Source organism: Bradyrhizobium sp. LB14.3 (genome assembly GCF_040547985.1).
Taxonomy (GTDB): domain Bacteria; phylum Pseudomonadota; class Alphaproteobacteria; order Rhizobiales; family Xanthobacteraceae; genus Bradyrhizobium.
The window spans coordinates 40,413-60,229 of sequence record NZ_JBEPQT010000001.1 but is presented as its reverse complement, the minus strand read 5'-3'; the positions used below and the strand labels follow the sequence as shown (position 1 = coordinate 60,229).

Annotated in this window: 19 protein-coding genes and 1 pseudogene; 16 read left to right on the top strand and 4 right to left on the bottom strand. The window is 62.8% G+C overall.

The genetic code is table 11. The features are described 5' to 3' along the window. Positions 1-68 precede the first annotated feature (68 nt). Positions 69-1,412, top strand: coding sequence for an IS5 family transposase (locus ABIB00_RS00295; protein ID WP_354102990.1), 1,344 nt, complete (start codon positions 69-71; stop codon positions 1,410-1,412). A gap of 12 nt (positions 1,413-1,424) precedes the next feature. Here the strand turns inward: ABIB00_RS00295 and ABIB00_RS00290 are convergent, their stop codons facing one another. Next, the gene (locus ABIB00_RS00290) at positions 1,425-2,726 is read right to left on the bottom strand and encodes an RNA-directed DNA polymerase (protein ID WP_354102989.1); all 1,302 of its coding nucleotides are present in this window, start codon (positions 2,724-2,726) and stop codon (positions 1,425-1,427) included. A 300-nt stretch (positions 2,727-3,026) separates the two neighbouring features. Then, positions 3,027-3,236, bottom strand: coding sequence for a hypothetical protein (locus tag ABIB00_RS00285; RefSeq protein WP_354102988.1), 210 nt, complete (start codon positions 3,234-3,236; stop codon positions 3,027-3,029). Positions 3,237-3,426: 190 nt separating this feature from the next. On the opposite strand from ABIB00_RS00285, the gene ABIB00_RS00280 reads away from it, so the two are divergent. The 3 genes and pseudogenes from ABIB00_RS00280 to ABIB00_RS00270 all read left to right on the top strand — a co-directional run. Beyond that, complete coding sequence (locus ABIB00_RS00280; protein WP_354103395.1) at positions 3,427-3,789, top strand: YbgC/FadM family acyl-CoA thioesterase; 363 nt, start codon at positions 3,427-3,429, stop codon at positions 3,787-3,789. A 77-nt stretch (positions 3,790-3,866) separates the two neighbouring features. Then, positions 3,867-4,334 carry a nuclear transport factor 2 family protein gene (locus ABIB00_RS00275; RefSeq protein WP_354102987.1) on the top strand — a complete coding sequence of 156 codons (468 nt, stop codon included), beginning with the start codon at positions 3,867-3,869 and terminating at the stop codon, positions 4,332-4,334. Between the two features lie 145 nt (positions 4,335-4,479). Then, positions 4,480-4,854: pseudogene (locus tag ABIB00_RS00270) on the top strand (amidohydrolase family protein); the annotation flags it as partial. Here ABIB00_RS00270 and ABIB00_RS00265 read toward each other — a convergent pair. Then, positions 4,844-5,761, bottom strand: coding sequence for a LysR substrate-binding domain-containing protein (locus ABIB00_RS00265; protein WP_354102986.1), 918 nt, complete (start codon positions 5,759-5,761; stop codon positions 4,844-4,846). The pseudogene ABIB00_RS00270 and the gene ABIB00_RS00265 overlap by 11 nt on opposite strands. 275 nt (positions 5,762-6,036) lie before the next feature. Between ABIB00_RS00265 and ABIB00_RS00260 the strand changes: the two genes are divergently transcribed. The 10 genes from ABIB00_RS00260 to ABIB00_RS00215 all read left to right on the top strand — a co-directional run bounded on the left by ABIB00_RS00260 (position 6,037) and on the right by ABIB00_RS00215 (position 15,924). Further along, on the top strand, positions 6,037-7,071 hold the full coding sequence (locus ABIB00_RS00260) for an ABC transporter substrate-binding protein (protein WP_354102985.1): 1,035 nt from the start codon (positions 6,037-6,039) through the stop codon (positions 7,069-7,071). Positions 7,072-7,094: 23 nt separating this feature from the next. Then, entirely contained in the window at positions 7,095-8,135 is a 1,041-nt protein-coding gene (locus tag ABIB00_RS00255) for an ABC transporter ATP-binding protein (RefSeq protein WP_354102984.1), read from the top strand. After that, positions 8,132-9,007, top strand: coding sequence for an ABC transporter permease (locus ABIB00_RS00250; protein ID WP_354102983.1), 876 nt, complete (start codon positions 8,132-8,134; stop codon positions 9,005-9,007). Before ABIB00_RS00255 ends, ABIB00_RS00250 begins: the two co-directional genes overlap by 4 nt. Further along, the gene (locus ABIB00_RS00245; RefSeq protein WP_354102982.1) at positions 9,004-9,810 is read left to right on the top strand and encodes an ABC transporter permease; all 807 of its coding nucleotides are present in this window, start codon (positions 9,004-9,006) and stop codon (positions 9,808-9,810) included. The genes ABIB00_RS00250 and ABIB00_RS00245 overlap by 4 nt, the downstream gene beginning before the upstream one ends. Before the next feature lie 8 nt (positions 9,811-9,818). Further along, on the top strand, positions 9,819-10,955 hold the full coding sequence (locus ABIB00_RS00240; RefSeq protein WP_354102981.1) for an NAD(P)/FAD-dependent oxidoreductase: 1,137 nt from the start codon (positions 9,819-9,821) through the stop codon (positions 10,953-10,955). Between the two features lie 20 nt (positions 10,956-10,975). After that, positions 10,976-11,272 carry a (2Fe-2S)-binding protein gene (locus ABIB00_RS00235; RefSeq protein ID WP_354102980.1) on the top strand — a complete coding sequence of 99 codons (297 nt, stop codon included), beginning with the start codon at positions 10,976-10,978 and terminating at the stop codon, positions 11,270-11,272. Then, positions 11,269-12,687: an FAD/NAD(P)-dependent oxidoreductase gene (locus ABIB00_RS00230; RefSeq protein WP_354102979.1), complete on the top strand. Its 1,419-nt coding sequence runs from the start codon at positions 11,269-11,271 to the stop codon at positions 12,685-12,687. Before ABIB00_RS00235 ends, ABIB00_RS00230 begins: the two co-directional genes overlap by 4 nt. Further along, complete coding sequence (locus ABIB00_RS00225) at positions 12,684-13,805, top strand: NAD(P)/FAD-dependent oxidoreductase (RefSeq protein WP_354102978.1); 1,122 nt, start codon at positions 12,684-12,686, stop codon at positions 13,803-13,805. The genes ABIB00_RS00230 and ABIB00_RS00225 overlap by 4 nt, the downstream gene beginning before the upstream one ends. Positions 13,806-13,820: 15 nt before the next feature. Next, positions 13,821-14,168: a RidA family protein gene (locus ABIB00_RS00220; protein ID WP_247447459.1), complete on the top strand. Its 348-nt coding sequence runs from the start codon at positions 13,821-13,823 to the stop codon at positions 14,166-14,168. Positions 14,169-14,340: 172 nt separating this feature from the next. Further along, a complete protein-coding gene (locus tag ABIB00_RS00215) occupies positions 14,341-15,924 on the top strand; it encodes an ABC-F family ATP-binding cassette domain-containing protein (RefSeq protein ID WP_354102977.1) in 1,584 nt (527 codons plus the stop codon). Positions 15,925-16,093: 169 nt separating this feature from the next. Here ABIB00_RS00215 and ABIB00_RS00210 read toward each other — a convergent pair whose 3' ends face one another. Next, positions 16,094-17,422: a dicarboxylate/amino acid:cation symporter gene (locus tag ABIB00_RS00210; protein ID WP_247342926.1), complete on the bottom strand. Its 1,329-nt coding sequence runs from the start codon at positions 17,420-17,422 to the stop codon at positions 16,094-16,096. A gap of 126 nt (positions 17,423-17,548) precedes the next feature. Between ABIB00_RS00210 and ABIB00_RS00205 the strand changes: the two genes are divergently transcribed. Beyond that, on the top strand, positions 17,549-18,868 hold the full coding sequence (locus ABIB00_RS00205) for a solute carrier family 23 protein (RefSeq protein WP_354102976.1): 1,320 nt from the start codon (positions 17,549-17,551) through the stop codon (positions 18,866-18,868). A gap of 72 nt (positions 18,869-18,940) precedes the next feature. Next, positions 18,941-19,777 carry an SDR family oxidoreductase gene (locus tag ABIB00_RS00200; RefSeq protein ID WP_354102975.1) on the top strand — a complete coding sequence of 279 codons (837 nt, stop codon included), beginning with the start codon at positions 18,941-18,943 and terminating at the stop codon, positions 19,775-19,777. Positions 19,778-19,817: the final 40 nt, after the last annotated feature.

Genomic DNA, 19,817 nt, shown 5'->3' with positions numbered 1-19,817 from the left:
CGAAGGGGATTCCTTGCAAATTTGATTTGTGATTCACTCGCCATTGAACGATTTGGCGGGGGGACCAGATGCGGCCACCGGAACGGCGGGAGACGGGAGAGCAGGATCTGTTCCGGTCCCGGCTCGATCAGATCATCGACCTGAAGCATCCGCTGGTGGCGCTGGGGCGCACGGTGGATTGGGAGTTCCTGGAACGGGAGTTTGGCGCGGTCTACACGGATGACCCGGGCCGCCCGCCACTGCCGACGCGATTGATGGCGGGGCTGGCCATCCTCAAGCACACCTATGACCTGTCCGACGAAGTGCTGTGCGAGCGCTGGGTCGAGAACCCCTACTACCAATTCTTCTGCGGCGAGGAGTTCTTCCAGCACCGGCTGGTGTTCGATCGCTCGTCACTGACGCGCTGGCGCAACCGGATGGGCGAGGAACGGCTGCAGGCGCTGCTGCAGGAGAGCCTGTCGGTTGCCACCAGGACCATGGCGATCAAGCCGTCCGAGCTGTCACGGGTGATCATCGACACCACGGTGCAGCCCAAGAACGTGACGTTCCCCACCGATGCCAAGCTTCTGAACCGGGCGCGCGAGAAGCTGGTGCGGCTGGCGCAGTGCCATGGGGTGAATCTGCGCCAGTCCTATGCACGGGTGGGCAAGTTCGCCCTGATCCAGCATCAGCGCTATGCCCATGCCAAACAGTTCAAGCGCGCCAACCGGATGCTCAGGAAGATGCGCACCTACCTCGGCCGCGTCATCCGCGACATCGGGCGCAAGATCGAGGGCAATGGCGGGCTCGAAGCAGCGTTCACCAGGCTGCTGTTGCTGGCTCGCCGCGTGCGCGAGCAGCAGCAACGTCAACGCGGGCCGAAGGTCTATTCCCTGCATGCACCGGAAGTCGAATGCATCGGCAAAGGCAAGGCCCATCGGCCTTACGAGTTCGGCGTCAAGGTCAGCGTTGCCACCACCCTCAAGCACTGCAAGGGCGGCCAGTTCGTTACCCACGTGAAGGCGCTGCCCGGCAATCCATATGACGGCCACACCTTGGAAACCGTGATCCCGGACATGGAGGCGCTGGTCGGCAACACCATCGCGCGCATCCTCGCAGACAAGGGCTACCGCGGCCACAATGCACCACCCCATTACAAGCTCAGGGTCTTCCTCTCCGGCCAGAAGCGAGGGGTAACGCCACAGATCAAGCGTGAACTCCGTCGCAGGTCCGCCGTCGAGCCCGTCATCGGCCATCTCAAAGCTGAGCATCGCATGGGCCGCAACTATCTCTGGTTCCGGCGCGGCGATGCCAACAACGCCGTCCTCGCCGCCGTCGGCTACAACTTCCGCCGCCTGATCCGCTGGCTGAGGATTTTGTTGCGCCAAATCCTCAGCGCTCTCTTCGTGGGGCCGACGATCAATCCGGTCTGAAATTAGCGTTCTTCACGGACGACTGGTTAGGTTTTTATGATCGATGCCGAAGCAGCCGCGAACAAACAATTCCAATAACCATACTTGAATCGTCGGCACAGAGGTGGCAGCGCCAGCTTGAAGGAACTGCAAAACCTTGTTCGCAATCTCTTCTCCGAGAACCGCGCCAGCATTATGAAGCGCATCTACAAAAAGGACGAATTCTTTAGTGAAAGGCAAAAGATCATCAAATCTCTCGATAATCACCTTTAGCGCATCTGCGTCAGCGGTGAGTCTCAATCCTCGAAAGATCAACCGTATCTTGCCAAAGTCCCAGAGGTCATTAGCGAGCTCGTTTTCAAGCATTTCAACAAGATTCAATGCTCGAATTTTCTCGATCTCATCGGGGTCGGGTTCTTCATCAAAATACAACGACTGAGTTAAGGCCTCTATAGCTGCGCGCTCTGCCGTATCGAAGACGTCATCCTCCTGACTATCAAGCTCCTCCTCAAACTCGGCAATTGTCCAAACCTTAGTTTTTTGAGCGTTCAGCGAAAGACCTTCGTTGGTAGCAAGCTGTTCAGCCAAGAAGGCCAAAACGACGTAGGGGGCTTGGTCTTCGGTCAAAAAGATTCGATAGTCATCAACGAATCGCGTGAATACGAACTCTTCGTTCGCTAGGGCGCTGTCAGCGTCACTTAAAGTTGCCTCAGCAATGATTCTGGAAGCACTCCCCCCGACTGGAATTCCGTAGGACTGCTTGCCGCGAATTCGCTTGATAAGTTTTTCGATGAAAGACTTGATTCCCTTGCGCTGGGTTGCGACGTCCAGAATGTTTTCAATCCGGTGGAAATAAATACGTTGGTAGAAGTCCGCGATGTCGGTCGCGACGACGTGAGAATATTGTGCCTGTTTCAGTTGCTCTCGCTGCCACTCAAGCCAATGCTTGTAAGATCGGTCAGGAATGAAAAGCGATCCATCCTTTCCGGCGTTGTCAAAACGATATCCAAAGGGTCCGAATTCATCAATTGGCCGCTTGATGTTTTCGATGTCTGCACCGATCTCGATTGCGGCGGCGGTATAAAGAATTGTTTCTAGCAGGGGCAATTGATGCACGATTCGGAAGCCCCACCTGCTCTTAGGGGCAATCGTCTCGATTGCTTGCGCAGGCTCAAATTTATCTAAATCGAGGATGCTCAGTTCGGCCGCGATTTCATTCTTTTTCTCGACCAGAAAGGCTGTTTCGATGGGATGAGGAAATACATCTGTATCACCAAATGCGGCAATATGGTCGATTGCCCTTTCAATTGACGCCTTAGACAAGCGAGTCGTCATCGAGCAAATTCCAATCAAAATCTCAAGCTAGTGAGGTAAGTATCAGACGACGCGGGGGCAATCACTTTGCAGGGGCATCTGAAATCTTGCGATAAATGGGCAGCACAGAACCACTCCAAGACTCAAGGGTATGGCCGCACTTGCACTCAAAGCTGCCCTTATCCCTGACGGTCAGCTTAGTGGTTGTGCGCCGATAAACCGCGCCGCATTTGCAAGTGACAATTGTTTCCGCCATCTACTGAATATGCGCCTGCTCCGCGTTCGATCAAGTGCGGACTTCTGCCTGTAGGCGGCAACTATCTATGTCGGTTTTTTGAACCAAACTTGTTGTTCAGCGATCTTGTTCTCAATGATGCATCCGTGCTGTTTCGCAAAATTGTATGCTCGCTCGCGAGCCCTTTCGTCCGGTTCTCCCGGCGGAAACAAAATCTCATAGACGGAATAGGGTAACGCAGCCATTTGGCCCGGCTTCAAAAACTTCAACGCTGTCGTTAGGTCATCTATGGTCATTATGTGCTCCACACGTAATAATTGTTATTATGTCATAGAGCACCTTTTTTTGCAATGTACATGAGTTGAAGGGAGAAATGTTGCTTGGAAGGCAGGTTTGTGAAGCGCCCACGTCGCCGAGATACCCTTGTGGCAGCGTTATCCCTACTGAACTCCATGTTGCGATAGCTCAAAGCAAGGGTTTTCCGGCATCGTCTATCACGCCAATTATTTGCGCTTCATGGAGCGCGGGCGGACCAATCATCTGCGGCTGATGGGTGCCGAGCAGCAAGCGTTGTTCGAGCAGCCCGCGACAGAGGACGCCGGCTTCGCCTTCGTGGTGCGCTCGATGCATCTGGATTTCCTCAAGCCCGCGCGCATGGACGACGTACTCGACGTCGTGACCTGGCCGGTCGCGGTGAAGGGCGCCTCGATCATGCTGGCGCAGGAGGTGCGGCGCGGGGAGAACGTGCTGGTGAAAGCCGAGGTGCGCGTCGCCTTCATCAGCGGCGGCCGCGCCCAGCCGATCCCGAAATCGATCCGCGCCATGATGAAGGCTGATCTGATTTCGTGATCGGGCGATAGCGGACGGCCTCTCGACTCCGCGGCATGCAGGCGTAGATTGCGCTCCCGTCAACCGATGAGGCCATCATGTCGCGCCCGCCGCTTCCGCCCTTCACCCGTGAGACCGCCGCGCAGAAGGCCCGCATGGCCGAGGACACCTGGAATTCGCGCGACCCGGTGCGCGTCTCGCTCGCCTATACCGAGGACAGTCGCTGGCGCAATCGTTCGGACGTGTTTCAGGGTCGCGAGGCCATCGTCGCATTCCTCACCCGCAAATGGGAGAAGGAGCAGGAGTACCGCCTGATCAAGGACCTCTGGGGCTTCGACGGCAACCGTATCGCGGTGCGCTTCCAGTACGAATGGCACGACGCGAGGGGCCAATGGTATCGCTCCTACGGCAACGAGCAGTGGGAGTTCGACGAGCAGGGGCTGATGAGGCGGCGCGAGGCCTCGATCAACGACATCGCCATTGCGGAGAACGACCGGCGGTTTCACTGGCCGGCGCCGGGGCCGAGGCCGGCGGATGTGCCGGGGTTGGGGACCGATCCGTTCTGAGATTTCAACCCTCATGGTGAGGAGCCGCGAAGCGGCGTCTCGAACCATGCAGGCCCTGTTGCTGCACCTCGGCCTCTATCCTTCGAGACGCGCGCAACGGGCGCGCTCCTCAGGATGAGGGGTTGGACTTGCGCGCCAGAAACCGCTCGGCGAACTCAATGCGCTTTCGCTGATCTCCAAGATCACCTCAGCGCGCGCCGATGTCGCGAACTCGCCCGAGCTGATCGAGGCCAACACGGCGGTCGCCGCTGATGTCATCAAGCGGCCGGATCGAACCGGGGGCGACCGCCGATCTCACCGTCGTCGATCTGATCCATCCGGATCTTCAGCCGCTGTTCGATCGGCGCCGCGCACTGATCGCGCTCGCCAACCGCGCCAATATCGATCAAGTCATGGCCGCATGCTGATCGATGCTGGCCGTTCTCTCGGCGCCGACGAGGCGGCGATCATGGCCGCCGGCACCGCTGCGATCGGCAAGATCTGGGACCTGCCCGAGGCCCAGGCCGCGTTCAACGGTTGAGCATCGCTTCGTCCTCGAATTCGGCGAGCGACTTGCGCATGGTCTCGACGAGATCCAGTGCCACCGGCGACGGGCTGCGCTGTGCGGGGAAAACGGCTGAGAACTCGAAGTCGATGCGCGGCAGGAAGCGGCGCGCGATGACGCCGCGGGTTGAAAATTCCTGCGCGGTGAAGGGATCGCAGATCGCGACCCCGAGGCCTGATGACACCATGCCGCACATGATTTCCGACAGTGTGGTCTCGACCCTGAGCACGCGGCGGACGTCGCTGCGGTGGAAGACCTGATCGACGAGGTGCCGGCTCGACGATCCCGCCGATAGCGAGATGAACGTCTCGCCCTCGAAATCGCCCGGCTCCAGCACTTCCTTTTCTGCAAGCCGGTGTCCAGTCGGCAGCACCGCGACACGCGCCAGTGACGGTAGCCGCTGGCTCGGCAGGCCGGAATGCGCGATCGGCACCTCGGCAAAGCCGATGTCGCATTGATTGTTCAGCACCCAGTCGACCACGATCGGCGAGATCACACCGAAGAAGGCGAGGTTGAGGTTCGGCCGCTCTTTCAGAAAATGTCCGGCAAGCCGCGGCAGATAGCCATTCGACAGCGCTGGAAGTGCAGCGATCCGCAGCGAGCCGGTGCGGCGGCCACGGATTTCTTCGGCTGCCGCCGTGATGCGTTCGAGGCCGACGAAGGAGCGCTCGACTTCGGTGTAGAGTGCCATTGCCGCGGCGGTCGGCACGAGCCCGGTGCCGCGCCGCTCGAACAGCTCCATCTTCAGCAGCGCCTGGAGGTCGCGCAGCAGCCGGCTGACCGCCGGCTGCGTCACGGTCATCAGCGCCGCCGCCTCTGTCACGCTGCCCGTCAGCATCGTCGCCCGGAAGGCCTCCACCTGCCGCGAATTGATCCGCGCCATCCCGAATTCCATTCATAACATTTCGGCATGCAAGGGTTGCCATTATTCATTGGACGATGGAAGGCTAGGTTTGCGATCTTTTTCATCAGAGCTGGAGAGAGCCCGCTTTTTCGGCAGATTGGAGGGGTTCAAACCTCCGGATCGCGTCGAAACCTGTCGAGCAGGGGCCGGAGCCCTGATTGGTGTCGGGTTGGCGCGGAAGGGAATGCGGAAGGCGCTTCGGCTCATGAGACTCGTCGGCACGTCACCTCACCTCGGTATGGAGATCGGACCACATGAAGACTTTTCGCCTTCTGACAGCGGTCGGCATCGCGGCTCTCATGGCCGCCCCCTCGGTCGCCTCGGCCCAGCAAAAGACGCTCTATATCGCCGGCTATGGCGGCTCGTTCGAGAAAACCATCCGTGACGAGGTGATCCCGACGTTCGAGAAGGAGAACGGCGTCAAGGTCGAATACGTCGCTGGCAACTCCACCGACACGCTGGCAAAGCTTCAGGCGCAGAAGGGCAACCAGCAGATCGACGTCGCCATCGTCGACGACGGCCCGATGTACCAGGCGATCCAGCTCGGCTTCTGCGGCAAGCTTGATGGCCTGCCGGCCGATCTCTACGACACCGCCCGCTTCAAGGACGATCGCGCTGTCGCGATCGGCATCGTCGCCACCGGCCTGATGTACAACACCAAGGTGTTTGCGGAGAAGGGCTGGGCGCCGCCGACTTCCTGGAACGATTTGAAGGACACGAAATACGCAAAACAGCTCGTGATCCCGCCGATCAACAACACCTATGGCCTCGAAGCGCTGGTGATGCTGTCGAAGATGAACGGCGGCGGCGAGTCCAATGTCGATTCCGGCTTCAAGATCTTCAAGGAGCAGATCAATCCGAACGTGCTGGCCTATGAGCCGTCGCCGGGCAAGATGACCGAGCTGTTTCAGTCCGGTCAGGCCGTGATCGCGGTATGGGGCACGGGACGCGTGCAGAGCTTTGCCAATACCGGCTTCCCCGTCGACTTCATCTACCCGAAGGAGGGCGCGGCGACGCTGCTGACGACGGCATGTCCAATCACCAAGCCGAACGTCTCGCCGCTCGCCTCGAGCTTCATCAAGAAGCTGCTCGACCCAAAAATCCAGCTCGTGTTGCTGAAGGACTACGGCTACGGCCCGGTGCTGAAATCGCTGGTGGTCCCGCCGGAGCTCGGCAAGATGGCGCCGATCGGCGAGCGCGCGGCAAAGCTCTACAATCCGGACTGGACGGTCATCAACGACAAGCGCGAGGAGTGGACCAAGCGCTGGAATCGCGAAGTCGAGCGCTGATCGGTCATACCGGAGACAGTGCCATGGCCTATCTCGAACTCGAAGGGATCGCCAAGCAATTCGGAGCGCAGACTGTCGTCGACGACTTCAGTCTCGCGGTGGGGAAGGGGGAGTTCATCTCCTTCCTCGGCCCCTCCGGCTGCGGCAAGACAACGACCCTGCAAATGATCGCCGGCTTCCTCGATCCCACCCGCGGCGCGATCCGGCTGGAGGGCAAGGACCTGATCGCGATCCATCCGGCCAAACGCGGGCTCGGCATCGTGTTCCAGAGCTACGCGCTGTTTCCGCACATGACCGCGGCGGAGAATGTCGCCTTCGGCCTCGAGATGCGTAAGGTGGCGCGCTCAGAGCGGGCCGAGCGCGTCCGCGCCGCGCTCGCGATGGTCGGTCTCGCCGGCTACGAGGACCGCCATCCGCGCCGCATGTCCGGCGGCCAGCAGCAGCGCGTGGCGCTGGCGCGCGCGCTGGTGATCAAGCCGAGCGTGCTGCTGCTCGACGAGCCGCTGTCCAATCTCGACGCCAAGCTGCGCGAGGAGATGCAGATCGAGCTGCGCCAGATCCAGCGCACCATCGGCACCACCACGATCCTGGTCACCCACGACCAGAACGAGGCGATGTCGCTGTCCGACCGCATCGTGGTGATGAGCCAGGGCCGCATCGAGCAGATCGGCACGCCGCAGGAGACCTATGAGAAGCCGGCCTCGGCCTTCGTCTCGCAGTTTTTAGGCAAGACCAACGACTTTGCCGCGACGATTGATCGGACGAGTGCGCCTGCGCGATTGATCGCCGGCTCGTGGAGCGCGCCCGCGCCTGCCGGGCTCAGCGGTCCCGTGACCGTCAGCATCCGCCCTGAGCGGATTGGCTTTGGCGATACGGGACTCGGCGCGAAGATCGTTACCCGCATCTTCCAGGGCAATCACTGGCTGTTCCAGTGCGACAGCGAATGCGGCCCGGCGACCGTGATCCGCCAGAATGACGGCGAGAGGCAGCCGGTCGAGGGTGAGGCCGTTCGTCTCGTCTGGCGTCCGGAGGATATGGGTGTGCGCGGAGGAGCCTCCGCATGAGCGCGGCTGCTGAGGAGCGGAACGCACGCGCGCCCTGGGCGCTGACCGCGCCAGCCCTGATGCTGTTCGTCGGCGTGTTGCTGATCCCGCTGGCAATGACCGTGATGCTGTCGTTCCACGACTGGGGTCAGTACAAGGGCATTGAGCCGGTCTTCATCCTCAAGAACTGGCACGAGATCGTAACCGACCCCTATTACGCCGAAATGTTCTGGCGGACGTTTCGCATCGCGATCCTGACCACGCTGCTCACCGCCGTGCTCGGCGCGCCCGAAGCCTACATCCTCAACCGCATGAGCGGACGCTGGAAGAGTGTCTTCCTCCTCGTGATCCTCGGGCCGCTGTTGATTTCCGTGGTGGCGCGGACGCTCGGCTGGGCGCTGCTGTTCGGCGGTAACAACGGCCTCGTCAACAAGCTGCTGATGTCGGCCGGGTTGATCCGCGCACCCATTCCCTTCATGTTCACCGAAACCGGCATGGTGGTCGCGCTCGCGCATGTGATGATGCCGTTCATGGTGCTCTCGGTGTGGGCCGCGTTGCAGCGGCTCGATCCGCAGATCGAGAATGCCGCGCTGTCGCTTGGCGCCGGTCCTGTGACCATCATCCGCCGCATCATCATGCCGCAGATCATGCCGGGCGTGCTGTCGGGTGCAATCATTGTGTTCTCGCTCTCGGCCAGCGCGTTTGCGACGCCCGCGATCATCGGGGGACGCCGGCTCAAGGTCGCGGCGACGCTCGCCTACGACGAGTTCCTCAACACGCTGAACTGGCCGCTGGGTGCGGCGGTCGCCACGCTGCTGCTCGCCGCGCTGGTCTTGATCGTCGTTGGCAGCAACGCGCTGATCGAGCGCCGTTACGCGGAGGTGTTCCGATGAGCCGGAACGGCCCGCTCGCGCTGATCTTCCACACCGTCTTCGTCATCGTCATGGTGGCGCCGATCCTCGTGGTCTGCCTGGTCGCGTTCACGCCCGAAGGCTTCCTGTCGCTGCCGACCAACGGGTTTTCGCTGCGCTGGTTCAGGGCGATCGCCAACTATCCCGAATTCATTCACGCCTTCTGGATCAGTCTTGGCCTCGGCGCGCTGTCCTCTTTTGTGGCGCTGTTGTTCGCGGTGCCGGCGGCGCTCGCGATCGCGCGCTATCGCTTCCGCGGCCGCGATGCGCTGGCCGCGCTGTTCCTGTCGCCGCTGATGATCCCGCATGTCGTGCTCGGCATCGCCTTTCTGCGCTTCTTCACCTCGGCGGGCCTCGGCGGCAGCTTCGCGGCGCTGATCATCGCGCATGTTATCATCGTGTTTCCGTTCGCGCTGCGGCTGACGCTTGCGGCCGCAACCGGCATGGATCTCTCGGTCGAGATGGCCGCGGTCTCGCTCGGCGCCGGCGGTTGGACGCTGTTCCGCCGAGTCACCTTGCCGCTGATCCTGCCAGGCGTCATCAGCGGCTGGGCGCTCGCCTTCATCCAGTCCTTCGACGATCTCACCATGACCGTCTTCCTTGCGGCACCCGGCACCGAGACGCTGCCGGTGCGCATGTTTCTGTACATCCAGGACAACATCGATCCGCTGGTGACGTCGGTCTCGGCCTGCGTGATCGCGATCACCATGACCGCCCTCATTCTGCTCGACCGCTTCTACGGGCTCGACCGCGTGCTCGCCGGCAAGGGCGATACGGGACGATAGGAGAACTCATGTCAGGGGATTACGACGTCGCCGTTATCGGCGGCGGATTGCTCGGCTCCGCCATTGCCTGGGGCCTCGGCCGGCTCGGCAAGAGCGTCGCCGTGCTTGACGAGGGCGACATCACCAAGCGCGCCTCGCGCGCCAACTTTGCCCTGGTCTGGGTTCAGAGCAAGGGCCTGGGCATGCCGGCGTATACGGTGTGGACTGTGCAGGCGTCACAAGCATGGGGAAGGCTTGCTTCGGAGTTGAAGCAGCAGACCGGTCTCGATGTTTCGCTTCAGCAAAATGGCGGCTTCCATCTGACGCTCGGCGAGGACGAGTTTGGCCAGCGCGCCGAACTGGTCAAGCGCATGCACAACCAGACTGGTGCGGCCGACTACAAGATGGAGATGCTCTCCGCATCCGACGTGAAGAAGTCGCTGCCGCTGATCGGCCCCGAGGTGTCCGGCGGCAGCTATTGCCCGCTCGACGGCCACGTCAATTCGCTGCGCACGTTCCGAGCGTTCCACACCGGCTTCAAGGCGTACGGCATCGACTATTTTCCGGAGCGCCCGGTTTCGGCTATCAGCAAAAGCGGTGGTGAATTCAAGTTGGCCACGCCGAAGGGCGAGCTTCGCGCCGCCAAGATCGTGCTGGCCGCCGGCAACGCCAACCAGACGCTCGCACCGATGGTCGGTCTCTACGCCCCGATGGGCCCGACCCGCGGCCAGATCGTGGTGACCGAGCGGACCATGCCGTTCCTGCCGCATCCCCTGACCACGATCCGCCAGACCGACGAGGGCACGGTGATGATTGGCGACAGCAAGGAAGACGAGCTCGACGATGGCGCGCTGAAGCACTCGATCAGCGCCGTGATGACCGATCGCGCCCAACGGATGTTTCCGCATCTGTCGCGGCTCAACGTGGTGAGGAGCTGGGCCGGCATCCGCGTCATGCCGGAGGACGGCTTTCCGATTTACGACCAGTCGGAGACCCATCCCGGCGCTTTCGTCGCCTGCTGCCATTCCGGCGTGACGCTCGCCTCCAACCACGCTTTCGAGATCGCGCGGATGGTCGCGCAAGGTTCGCTAGAGCCGGAGCTGGTCGGCGCGTTCTCGGCCAGCCGTTTTGGCGCCGCCGGCGCTGCGAACAACAGCGGCTATTAGAGATATTGAAGGAGCCAAAGATGTTCAAACGATCCGAACAGGACAAACGGCCGCCGGTGCAAATCTTCGTCGACAGCATTGCCGTTGCGGCGCGGCAGGGCGACACCGTTTCCGCGGCGCTGCTGGCCTCGAGCTGCGACGTGCGCCGGTCGACCGCGGTCAGCGGTGCACTGCGTCTTCCCTACTGCATGATGGGCGTGTGCTTCGATTGCCTCGTCACCATCGACGGCGTCGGCAACCGCCAGGGCTGCCTCGTGCCGGTCACTGAGGGCATGCAGATCGAGATTCAGAAGGGCAAACGGGAGATCGGAAAATGACTGTGGCTCCCAAGCGCGAAGACTATGATGTCGTGGTGATCGGCGCCGGGCCTGCGGGCCTCGCGGCCGCTGCGACCTCCGCCGAAGCCGGTCTGTCGACCCTGCTGCTCGACGAGAACATCGGTCCCGGCGGCCAGGTGTTTCGCGCCATCGCCTCGACGCCGGTGACCGAGCGCAATCAGCTGGGCGCGGACTATTGGGTGGGTGCCGATCTCGTGCAAGCGTTGCGCGCGAGCAACGCCGAAGTCATCCATCGCGCCACGGTCTGGAGCCTCGACCGCAACCTGGAGATCGCCGTCTCGGTCGGGGGCGCCTCCGCCTTTGTCAAGGCGAAGCGCGTGATCCTTGCGACCGGTGCGCTGGAGCGGCCGTTTCCGATTCCCGGCTGGACGCTGCCGGGTGTGATGACCGCGGGCGCGGCGCAGACGATGTTGAAGTCGTCAGCGTTGGTGCCGGACGGACGCACGGTGATCGCGGGGCAGGGGCCTCTGCTCTGGCTGCTCGCCGCGCAGATTTTGCGGCTCGGCGGCCGCATCGATCGCATTCTCGACACCACCGAGCGTGGCAACTACTTCGCCGCTCTGCCTCACGCTTTCGCCTTCCTGGCCTCGCCCTATTTCCGCAAGGGCCTGTCGATGATGCGCGAAGTGAAGGCGAAGGTTCAGGTCGTCTCCGGCGTCACCGAGCTTGCGGCATCCGGCGACGGCCAGCTCGCGGGCGTGAGCTATGTGGCCGGTGGCAAGCGCGAGACCATTCCGGCGGATTTGCTGCTGCTGCATCAGGGCGTCGTGCCCAATGTCAATCTGGCGATGGTGGCCGGCATCGATCATCGCTGGGACGATCTGCAATTGTGCTGGTCGCCGGTGCTCGACGCGAGCGGAAATTCGTCGGTCGCCGGCATTGCGGTCGCCGGCGACGGTGCCGGCATCGGCGGTGCGAGTGCAGCCGTGGTACGCGGCCGCATCGCGGCGCGGGCAGCGGTGGAAGCATTGGCGCCTGCGGCTGCCGCGAAGCTTCCCGCGATGGCGGCGCTCCGTTCCGATCTCGCCAAGGCCGAGCGTGGTCGCAGCTTCCTCGACACGCTGTTCCGCCCAGCGCCGCAGTTTCGCATTCCCGCAGGCGACACCATCGTCTGTCGCTGCGAGGAGGTGACCGCGAAGGACATTCTCGATGCCGTCGCGATCGGCGCGACCGGGCCCAATCAACTCAAGGCCTATCGCCGCACCGGCATGGGTCCGTGCCAGGGCCGGCTCTGCGGCCTCACCGTCACCGAGCTGATGGCGCAGGCGCGGGCCAAAACCCCGCAGGAGATCGGCTATTACCGGCTGCGCGCGCCGGTCAAGCCGATCACGCTCGCCGAGCTTGCCGCGGTTCCGAAGAGCGAAGACGACATCAAGGCGGTGGTGCGCGGATGACGAAAAACGTGGATGCGATCGTCGTCGGCGGCGGCATCCACGGATGCTCGACCGCGCTGCATCTGTGCCTCGCCGGCCTGAAGCCGGTGCTGATCGAGAAGGACTATGCGGGCCGCCACGCCTCCGGCGTCAATGCGGGCGGTGTGCGCCAGCTCGCGCGGCACATCCCGGAAATCCCCCTCTCGATCCGCTCGATGGGAATCTGGGAGAAGATTTCGGACCTCGTCGACGACGATTGCAGTTTTGAAAACTACGGCCAGGTGCTGGTCGCCGAGAGCGAGGAAGAACTCGCGATCTGCCGCGCGCGCGTCGCCGAGCTGAACGCGCTCGGTTTCACCCACGAGGAGCTGATCGACGCCACTGAATTGCGCCGCCTCGTGCCGGCGGTCGCCGAAACCTGTCCCGGCGGCGTGGTCTCGCGCCGCGACGGCGCCGCCAATCCGGCGCAGACGACGACGGCGTTCCGGCGCAAGGCGGAGCAGCTCGGTGCCACCGTGCGCGAGGGCGTCGCCGCCAGCAACATCCGGCAGAGCGACGGCCTCTGGCATGTCGATGTCGGCGCCGAGAGCTTTGCTGCGCCGGTGCTGGTCAATGCCGCCGGCGCCTGGGCCGGGACCATCGCAGCCACGCTCGGTGAGCCCGTTCCGGTCGAGACTGTGGCGCCGATGCTGATGATCACCTCACGCGTGCCTCACTTCATCGATCCCGTCGTGATCCTGCGCGGCCGAAAGCTCTCCTTCAAGCAATTCAAGAACGGCACCGTGCTGATCGGCGGCGGCCATCTGGCCACGCCCTATCAGGATCGCAACGAGACGGTGCTGGACTGGAAGAGCCTCGCGACCAGCGCGCGCACCGTGTTCGAGCTGTTTCCGGTGATGCGCACCGCGACGATCGTCCGCGCCTGGGCCGGCATCGAGGCCAAGACGAAGGACGATCTGCCCGTGTTCGGGCCGAGCAGCCGACACAAGGGCCTCTATCACCAGTTCGGCTTCTCGCTGCACGGCTTCCAGCTCGGCCCCGGCGCCGGCGCCGTGATGGCGGAACTGATTGTCAATGGCGGCAGCCAGACCCGCATTGGCGATCTCGGCATCGACCGTTTCTATTCCCCCACGCTCTAGCAACAAGAGGACATCATGAGCATTACCCGCAGCATTCGCACGCCGATCATGCACCGCGCCGTCGAGGCCAACGGCTTCGTCTTCCTTGGCGGCACCATCGCCGACGACACCTCGGTCTCGATGGGCGAGCAGACCCGTAACATCCTCGGCAAGATCGCCGGCTATCTGAAGGAAGCGGGCACCGACAAGTCGCGCGTCGTGAGCACCTCGATCTTCGTCACGGACCTTTCCAAAAAGAAAGAGATGGACGCGGTCTGGACCGAGTTCTTCGGCGACAATCTGCCGACCCGCGCCACCGTCGGCGTCGCCGATCTCGGCGGCAGCGCGCTGATCGAGGTGGTGGTGACCGCGCTCAAGGGCTGATCACGCAGGCCGGCGGGGAACGTCAGCGTTCCCTCCCGCTGTCGCCCCTGCGAGCCTCGCCTTGATCTCGCCCTTCAATGGGACTAGTTAGACAGTCTCCAATCAGGATATTCGAGAGCCATGGATTTTACCCCGACCGCAAAGCCGACCTGCCTTGCTCACGGGGAATTCCATGCCTGCTTCAATCATCCTGTCCAATCTGTCGCTGTCCACGCCTGACGGCCGTCCTCTTCTCTCCGACATCGATCTGACGTTCGGCGCCGAGCGGACGGGCCTTGTCGGCCGCAACGGCGTCGGGAAGACGACGCTGCTCGCGTCGATCTCGCGCGAGCACGTCCCCCAATCGGGGCGCGTTGCCGTCAACGGAACCGCCGGACTGCTGCGCCAGGACGTCCAGCTCCTTGCGGGGGCGAAGGTGATGGACCTGTTCGGTGCGCGACGCGCGCTGGAGTTGCTTCGCCGGGCTGAACGCGGGGAAGCCTCGGCCGATGAGGTCTCCGAGGTCGATTGGACCCTTGAGACACGGCTTGCATCTGCCCTTGCGCTTGTCGGATTCGGCGTCGCTCCGGAGATCGAGCTCGGGCGCTTGTCGGGCGGGCAAATCACGCGGGTTCGTCTCGCCGCGCTGATTTTCGCGGAGCCGGACTTCCTGCTGCTCGACGAGCCCACCAACAATCTCGATCGGGAGGGACGCGCGGCCGTGATCGATTTCCTTGCGTCCTGGCGCGGTGGGGCGATTGTCGTCAGCCATGATCGGAGCCTGCTCGAAACGATGGATGCGATTGTCGAGCTGACTTCGCTGGGAGCCACGCGATACGGCGGCAATTGGAGCAGTTACCGCGAGCAGAAGGCCGTCGCGCTTGCGGCTGCCAGGCACGATCTCGCACATGCCGAGAGGCGCCTGTCCGGGATCGACGGGAAGGCGCAGGAAGCTGCGGAGAAGAAAGCGCGCAAGGACAGCGGGGGTAAGAAGAAGCGCGCCAAAGGCGACATGCCGCGCATCCTCGCCGGCGCGCGCAAGGATCGCAGCGAGGATAGCGGCGGCAAGAACGTGCAGATCGCGGAGCGGCGTCGCGCGGAAGCGCTTGAGGCCGTCGATACCGCACGCCGGCGCATCGAGATTCTTCAGCCAATGTCGGTGAAACTACCTTCGACCCACCTGCCGGCGGGAAGGGAGGTGGTTTGGCTCGATCGGGCAAGTGCTGGCTATCAGCCGGACCGGATAATCTTGCACGATCTATCGCTCACGATCGTCGGTCCGGAGCGCGTGGCCATTGTCGGGCCCAACGGTTCCGGCAAGACGACGCTGCTGAAACTCATCGCCGGGGAGCTGCATCCGCTCTCCGGCATCGTGCGGGTCAGGCCGGACTTTGCGCTGTTTGACCAGAAGGTCAGCCTGCTCGATCCCGCGATCTCCATCCTGGACAATTTCGGGCGTCTCAATCCGAAGGCGGGTCCGAATGAGTGCCATGCCGCGCTGGCGCGTTTCATGTTTCGCGCCGATGCGGCCTTGCAAATCGTCGGACACCTGAGCGGCGGGCAAATGTTTCGCGCGGGCCTCGCCTGTGTGCTGGGCGGGGCGACGCCGCCGTCCCTGCTGATCCTCGACGAGCCGACCAATCATCTGGACATCGATTCCATCGAAGCCGTCGAGGCAGGTTTGAGGGCTTATGACGGCGCGCTTCTCGTCGTCAGTCATGACGAGGCGTTCTTGCAGGCGATAGGGATCACGCGCAGGGTCGAGCTGGCCGGATAATTCGGCTCGCCAAGGCCTGTCGTCCTAACAACAAAAACCCGACGCTCTGCCCCCAGCGCGTCGGGTGGAAAAAATGAGTATCAATCCGTGATCCCAACACCGGTATTGTGAGGCGTGCCGCATCAATTTTCCACTCCGGGAAACTACCGCGTCGGAACCGGGCGCGGTCTTACGCACCTCCACCGGGCTCCAGCGCTTCGCCCATCTCCAGCGGATGGGCCATGGTCTCGTGCAGCGCGTCGCGGTCGAGTTCGCCTTCGGAGAGGCTGATGACGACGCAGGCAACGCCGTTGCCGATCAGATTGGTCAGCGCGCGGCACTCGCTCATGAACTTGTCAATGCCGACCAGGATCGCGATGGACTGGATCGGGATGTCAGGCACGATCGAGAGCGTCGCCGCGAGCGTGATGAAGCCCGCCCCGGTCACGCCTGAAGCACCCTTCGAGGTGATCATGGCGATGCCCAAGATGCCGAGCTCCTGCCAGATGGTCAGATGGGTATTGGTCGCTTGCGCCAGGAATAGCGTTGCCAACGTCATGTAGATATTGGTGCCGTCGAGGTTGAAGCTGTAACCGGTCGGAATCACGAGGCCGACCACCGAGCGCGACGCGCCGAGATGCTCCATCTTCTGGATCATCTGCGGCAGCACCGTCTCCGACGACGAGGTGCCGAGCACGATCAGCAGCTCGTCCTTGATGTAGGCGATGAAGCGCAGGATCGAGAAGCCGGCAAGCCGTGCGATTGCGCCGAGCACGATCAACACGAACAGGATGCTGGTGAGATAGAACGTGCCGATCAGGGCGGCGAGATTGAGTAGCGAGCCGAGGCCGTAGGCGCCGACGGTGAACGCCATCGCGCCGAATGCACCGATCGGGGCGACACGCACGATGATGCGGATGATGCCGAAGAACATCTTTGCGGCCTTGTCGATCGCTTCCGCAATGGGCTCGCCGGCTTTGCCGAGAAAGGCAATGGCGAAGCCCGACAGGATCGAGATCAGCAGCACCTGCAAGAGATCGCCGCGTGCGATGGCGCCAAGATAGCTGTCGGGGATGATCGCCATCAAATGGGCGACGATGCCTTCCTCCTTGGCCTTGGTGACGTAGGTCGCCACCGACTTCGGGTCGATCGTGGCGGGATCGATGTTAAAGCCGCTGCCGGGCTGCAGCACCTCGCCGACCAGGAGGCCTATCGCGAGCGCGACAGTCGAGACGGTCTCGAAATAGATCAGTGACTTCAGTCCGACCCGGCCGACGCGCTTGAGGTCGCCCATCGAGGAGATGCCGTGCACCACGGTGCAGAAGATCACAGGCGCGATCATCATCTTGATCAGTGATATGAAGCCGTCGCCGAGCGGCTTCAGGGCCTTGCCGAGATCGGGGTAGAAATAGCCGATCAGCACCCCGAGCACGATCGCGATCAGAACCTGGACGTAGAGGACCTTGTACCAGGGCTGGTGCCGGCGGTGGATGGCTGGCTGGATCGCGACTTGTGTCATAGAGTGGGCCCCGGAACGTATTGATCTTGTTTGATTTGCATCATGTGATGGCCGCCGCAGAAGCGACAATCACATTTTTGTCTGTTCGCACGAAGATTGATGGCTGCACCGCAACTCGGGGGGAACATGTCGACTGCAACGGGCTCCGAAGAGCGAGCGCAAGGCTATTTTCCGCGTTGGACGCTGAAGTCCTCCGGCGTGATCATGCCCGAGGAGCGATTGCCGCTCGGCCAGACCGTCGTCTCCGGTCTCCAGCATTGCGTCGCAATGTCGGGCTCGACGATCATCGCGCCGCTGCTGATGGGGTTCGACCCCAATGTTGCGGTCCTGTTCTCCGGCGTCGGCACGCTGATCTTCTTCGTCATTGTCGCGGGGCGCGTGCCGAGCTATCTCGGATCGAGCTTCGCCTTCATCGCGGTCGTCATCGCTGCCACCGGCTATGCCGGGCACGGGCCGAATCCGAACCTGTCGATTGCGCTTGGCGGCATCGTCGGGGCCGGCGTCCTCTACGGCGTGATTGCGCTGATTGTGATGTGGTCGGGGGTTGGCTGGGTCGAGAGGTTGCTGCCGCCGGCCGTCACCGGTGCTGTGGTCGCCGCGATCGGCCTCAACCTCGCGCCCGTGGCGGTCAAGGCGGTGAGCGCGGGCGCGTTCGACACCTGGATCGGGCTCGCGACCGTTCTGATGATCGGCGTGGTTGCCGTTGCCGCTCCGGGCCTGTGGCGCCGCCTGCCAGTCATCCTCGGCGCGATCGGTGGATATCTTTTGTACTTGCTGTTCGCGAACGGCCTCGGTTTCGGCAAGCCGATTGACTTCACCCAGCTTGCGGCTGCGCCGTGGATCGGCCTGCCGAGCTTCACCACGCCGACCTTTCAGGTCGATGCGATCGTCCTGATCGCGCCGGTTGCGATCATCCTCGTCGCCGAGAACCTCGGTCACATCAAGGCCGTCGGCGCCATGACAGGCCGGAGCCTCGATAGCTATCTCGGCCGCGCCTTGCTCGCCGATAGCCTCGCGACCATCGTGGCGGCCTGTGGCGGCGGCACCGGCGTCACCACCTATGCCGAAAACATCGGCGTCATGGCGGCGACGAAGGTCTATTCGACCTTGCTGTTTGCGTTCGCGGCCATTGTGTCGATCGTGCTCGGCTTCTCGCCGAAATTCGGCGCGCTGATCCTCTCGATCCCGGGTCCCGTCATCGGTGGGCTCTCGATCGTGCTGTTCGGATTGATCGCCGCGATGGCGGGCCGGATCTGGGTCGAGAACAAGGTCGACTTCTCAAGTCCGGCAAACCTTATCACCGTCGCGGTCGCGCTCACCGCAGGCGCGGGCGATCTGACGCTCAAATTCGGCGCGTTCACGATCGGCGGGATCGGCACCGCAACCTTCGGCGCCATCATCCTCTACCAGATCCTAAGCTCGCCACTGGCCCAGCGCGCTAAATGAATCGCAGCGATGCGCTGAGGGATGGAACAAAAAGCCGGTTCCGTCGATGATCAGGCGTCCCGGAGAGAACCCATGCCACAAACCGATCGTTCGACCTCGTTTCACTCGCGCCTCGTCGGCCAATACGCGCTGATAACAGGCGCCTCGCAAGGCATCGGCCGCGCGGTCGCGATCCGGCTCGCCCAGGAAGGCGCGACCGTCGCCATCAACTATTTCGGTCACCCTGAAGGGGCCGAGGAGACGCTCGCGCTCGCGCGGACGGCATCGGGTGACCGCGGCCATGGCAAGCTCGACCACGTCATCGTCAAGGCCGATGTCGGCAATGAGCCGGACATCGCCGCGATGTTCGAGACGATTTTGGCGCGCTGGAAACGGCTCGATTGCCTCGTCAACAATGCCGGCTTCCAGCGGGAATCCCCGAGCGAGGCGCTCGACGTCGAAACCTATCGCCGCATCATCGAAGTCAATCTCAACGGCGCCGTGCTTTGCGCGCAGAAGGCGCTCGCCCATTTCGTCGCGCGCGGCGCAGGCGGCAGCATCATCAACTGCTCCAGCGTGCACCAGATCATCCCGAAACCCGGCTATCTCGCTTATTCGATCAGCAAGGGCGGCATGGCCAATCTGACGCGTACGCTGGCGCTCGAATTTGCCGGCCGTGGCATTCGCGTCAACGCGGTAGGTCCCGGTGCGATCGACACGCCGATCAACGCGGCCTGGACCGGCGACCCGGAAAAGCGCGGTGTCGTCTCCAGCCACATTCCGCTCGGTCGCGTGGGCACGCCGGAAGAGATCGCCGCCGTGTTTGCGTTCCTCGCGTCGGATGATGCCAGTTACATCACCGGCCAGACCATCTATGCCTGCGGAGGCCTGACCCTGTTTCCCGAGTTTCGCGAGAACTGGGCGAGCTAGGCCAGCGCCTCCAAGTTTCGGGTGCGGATCAACCGGAGGC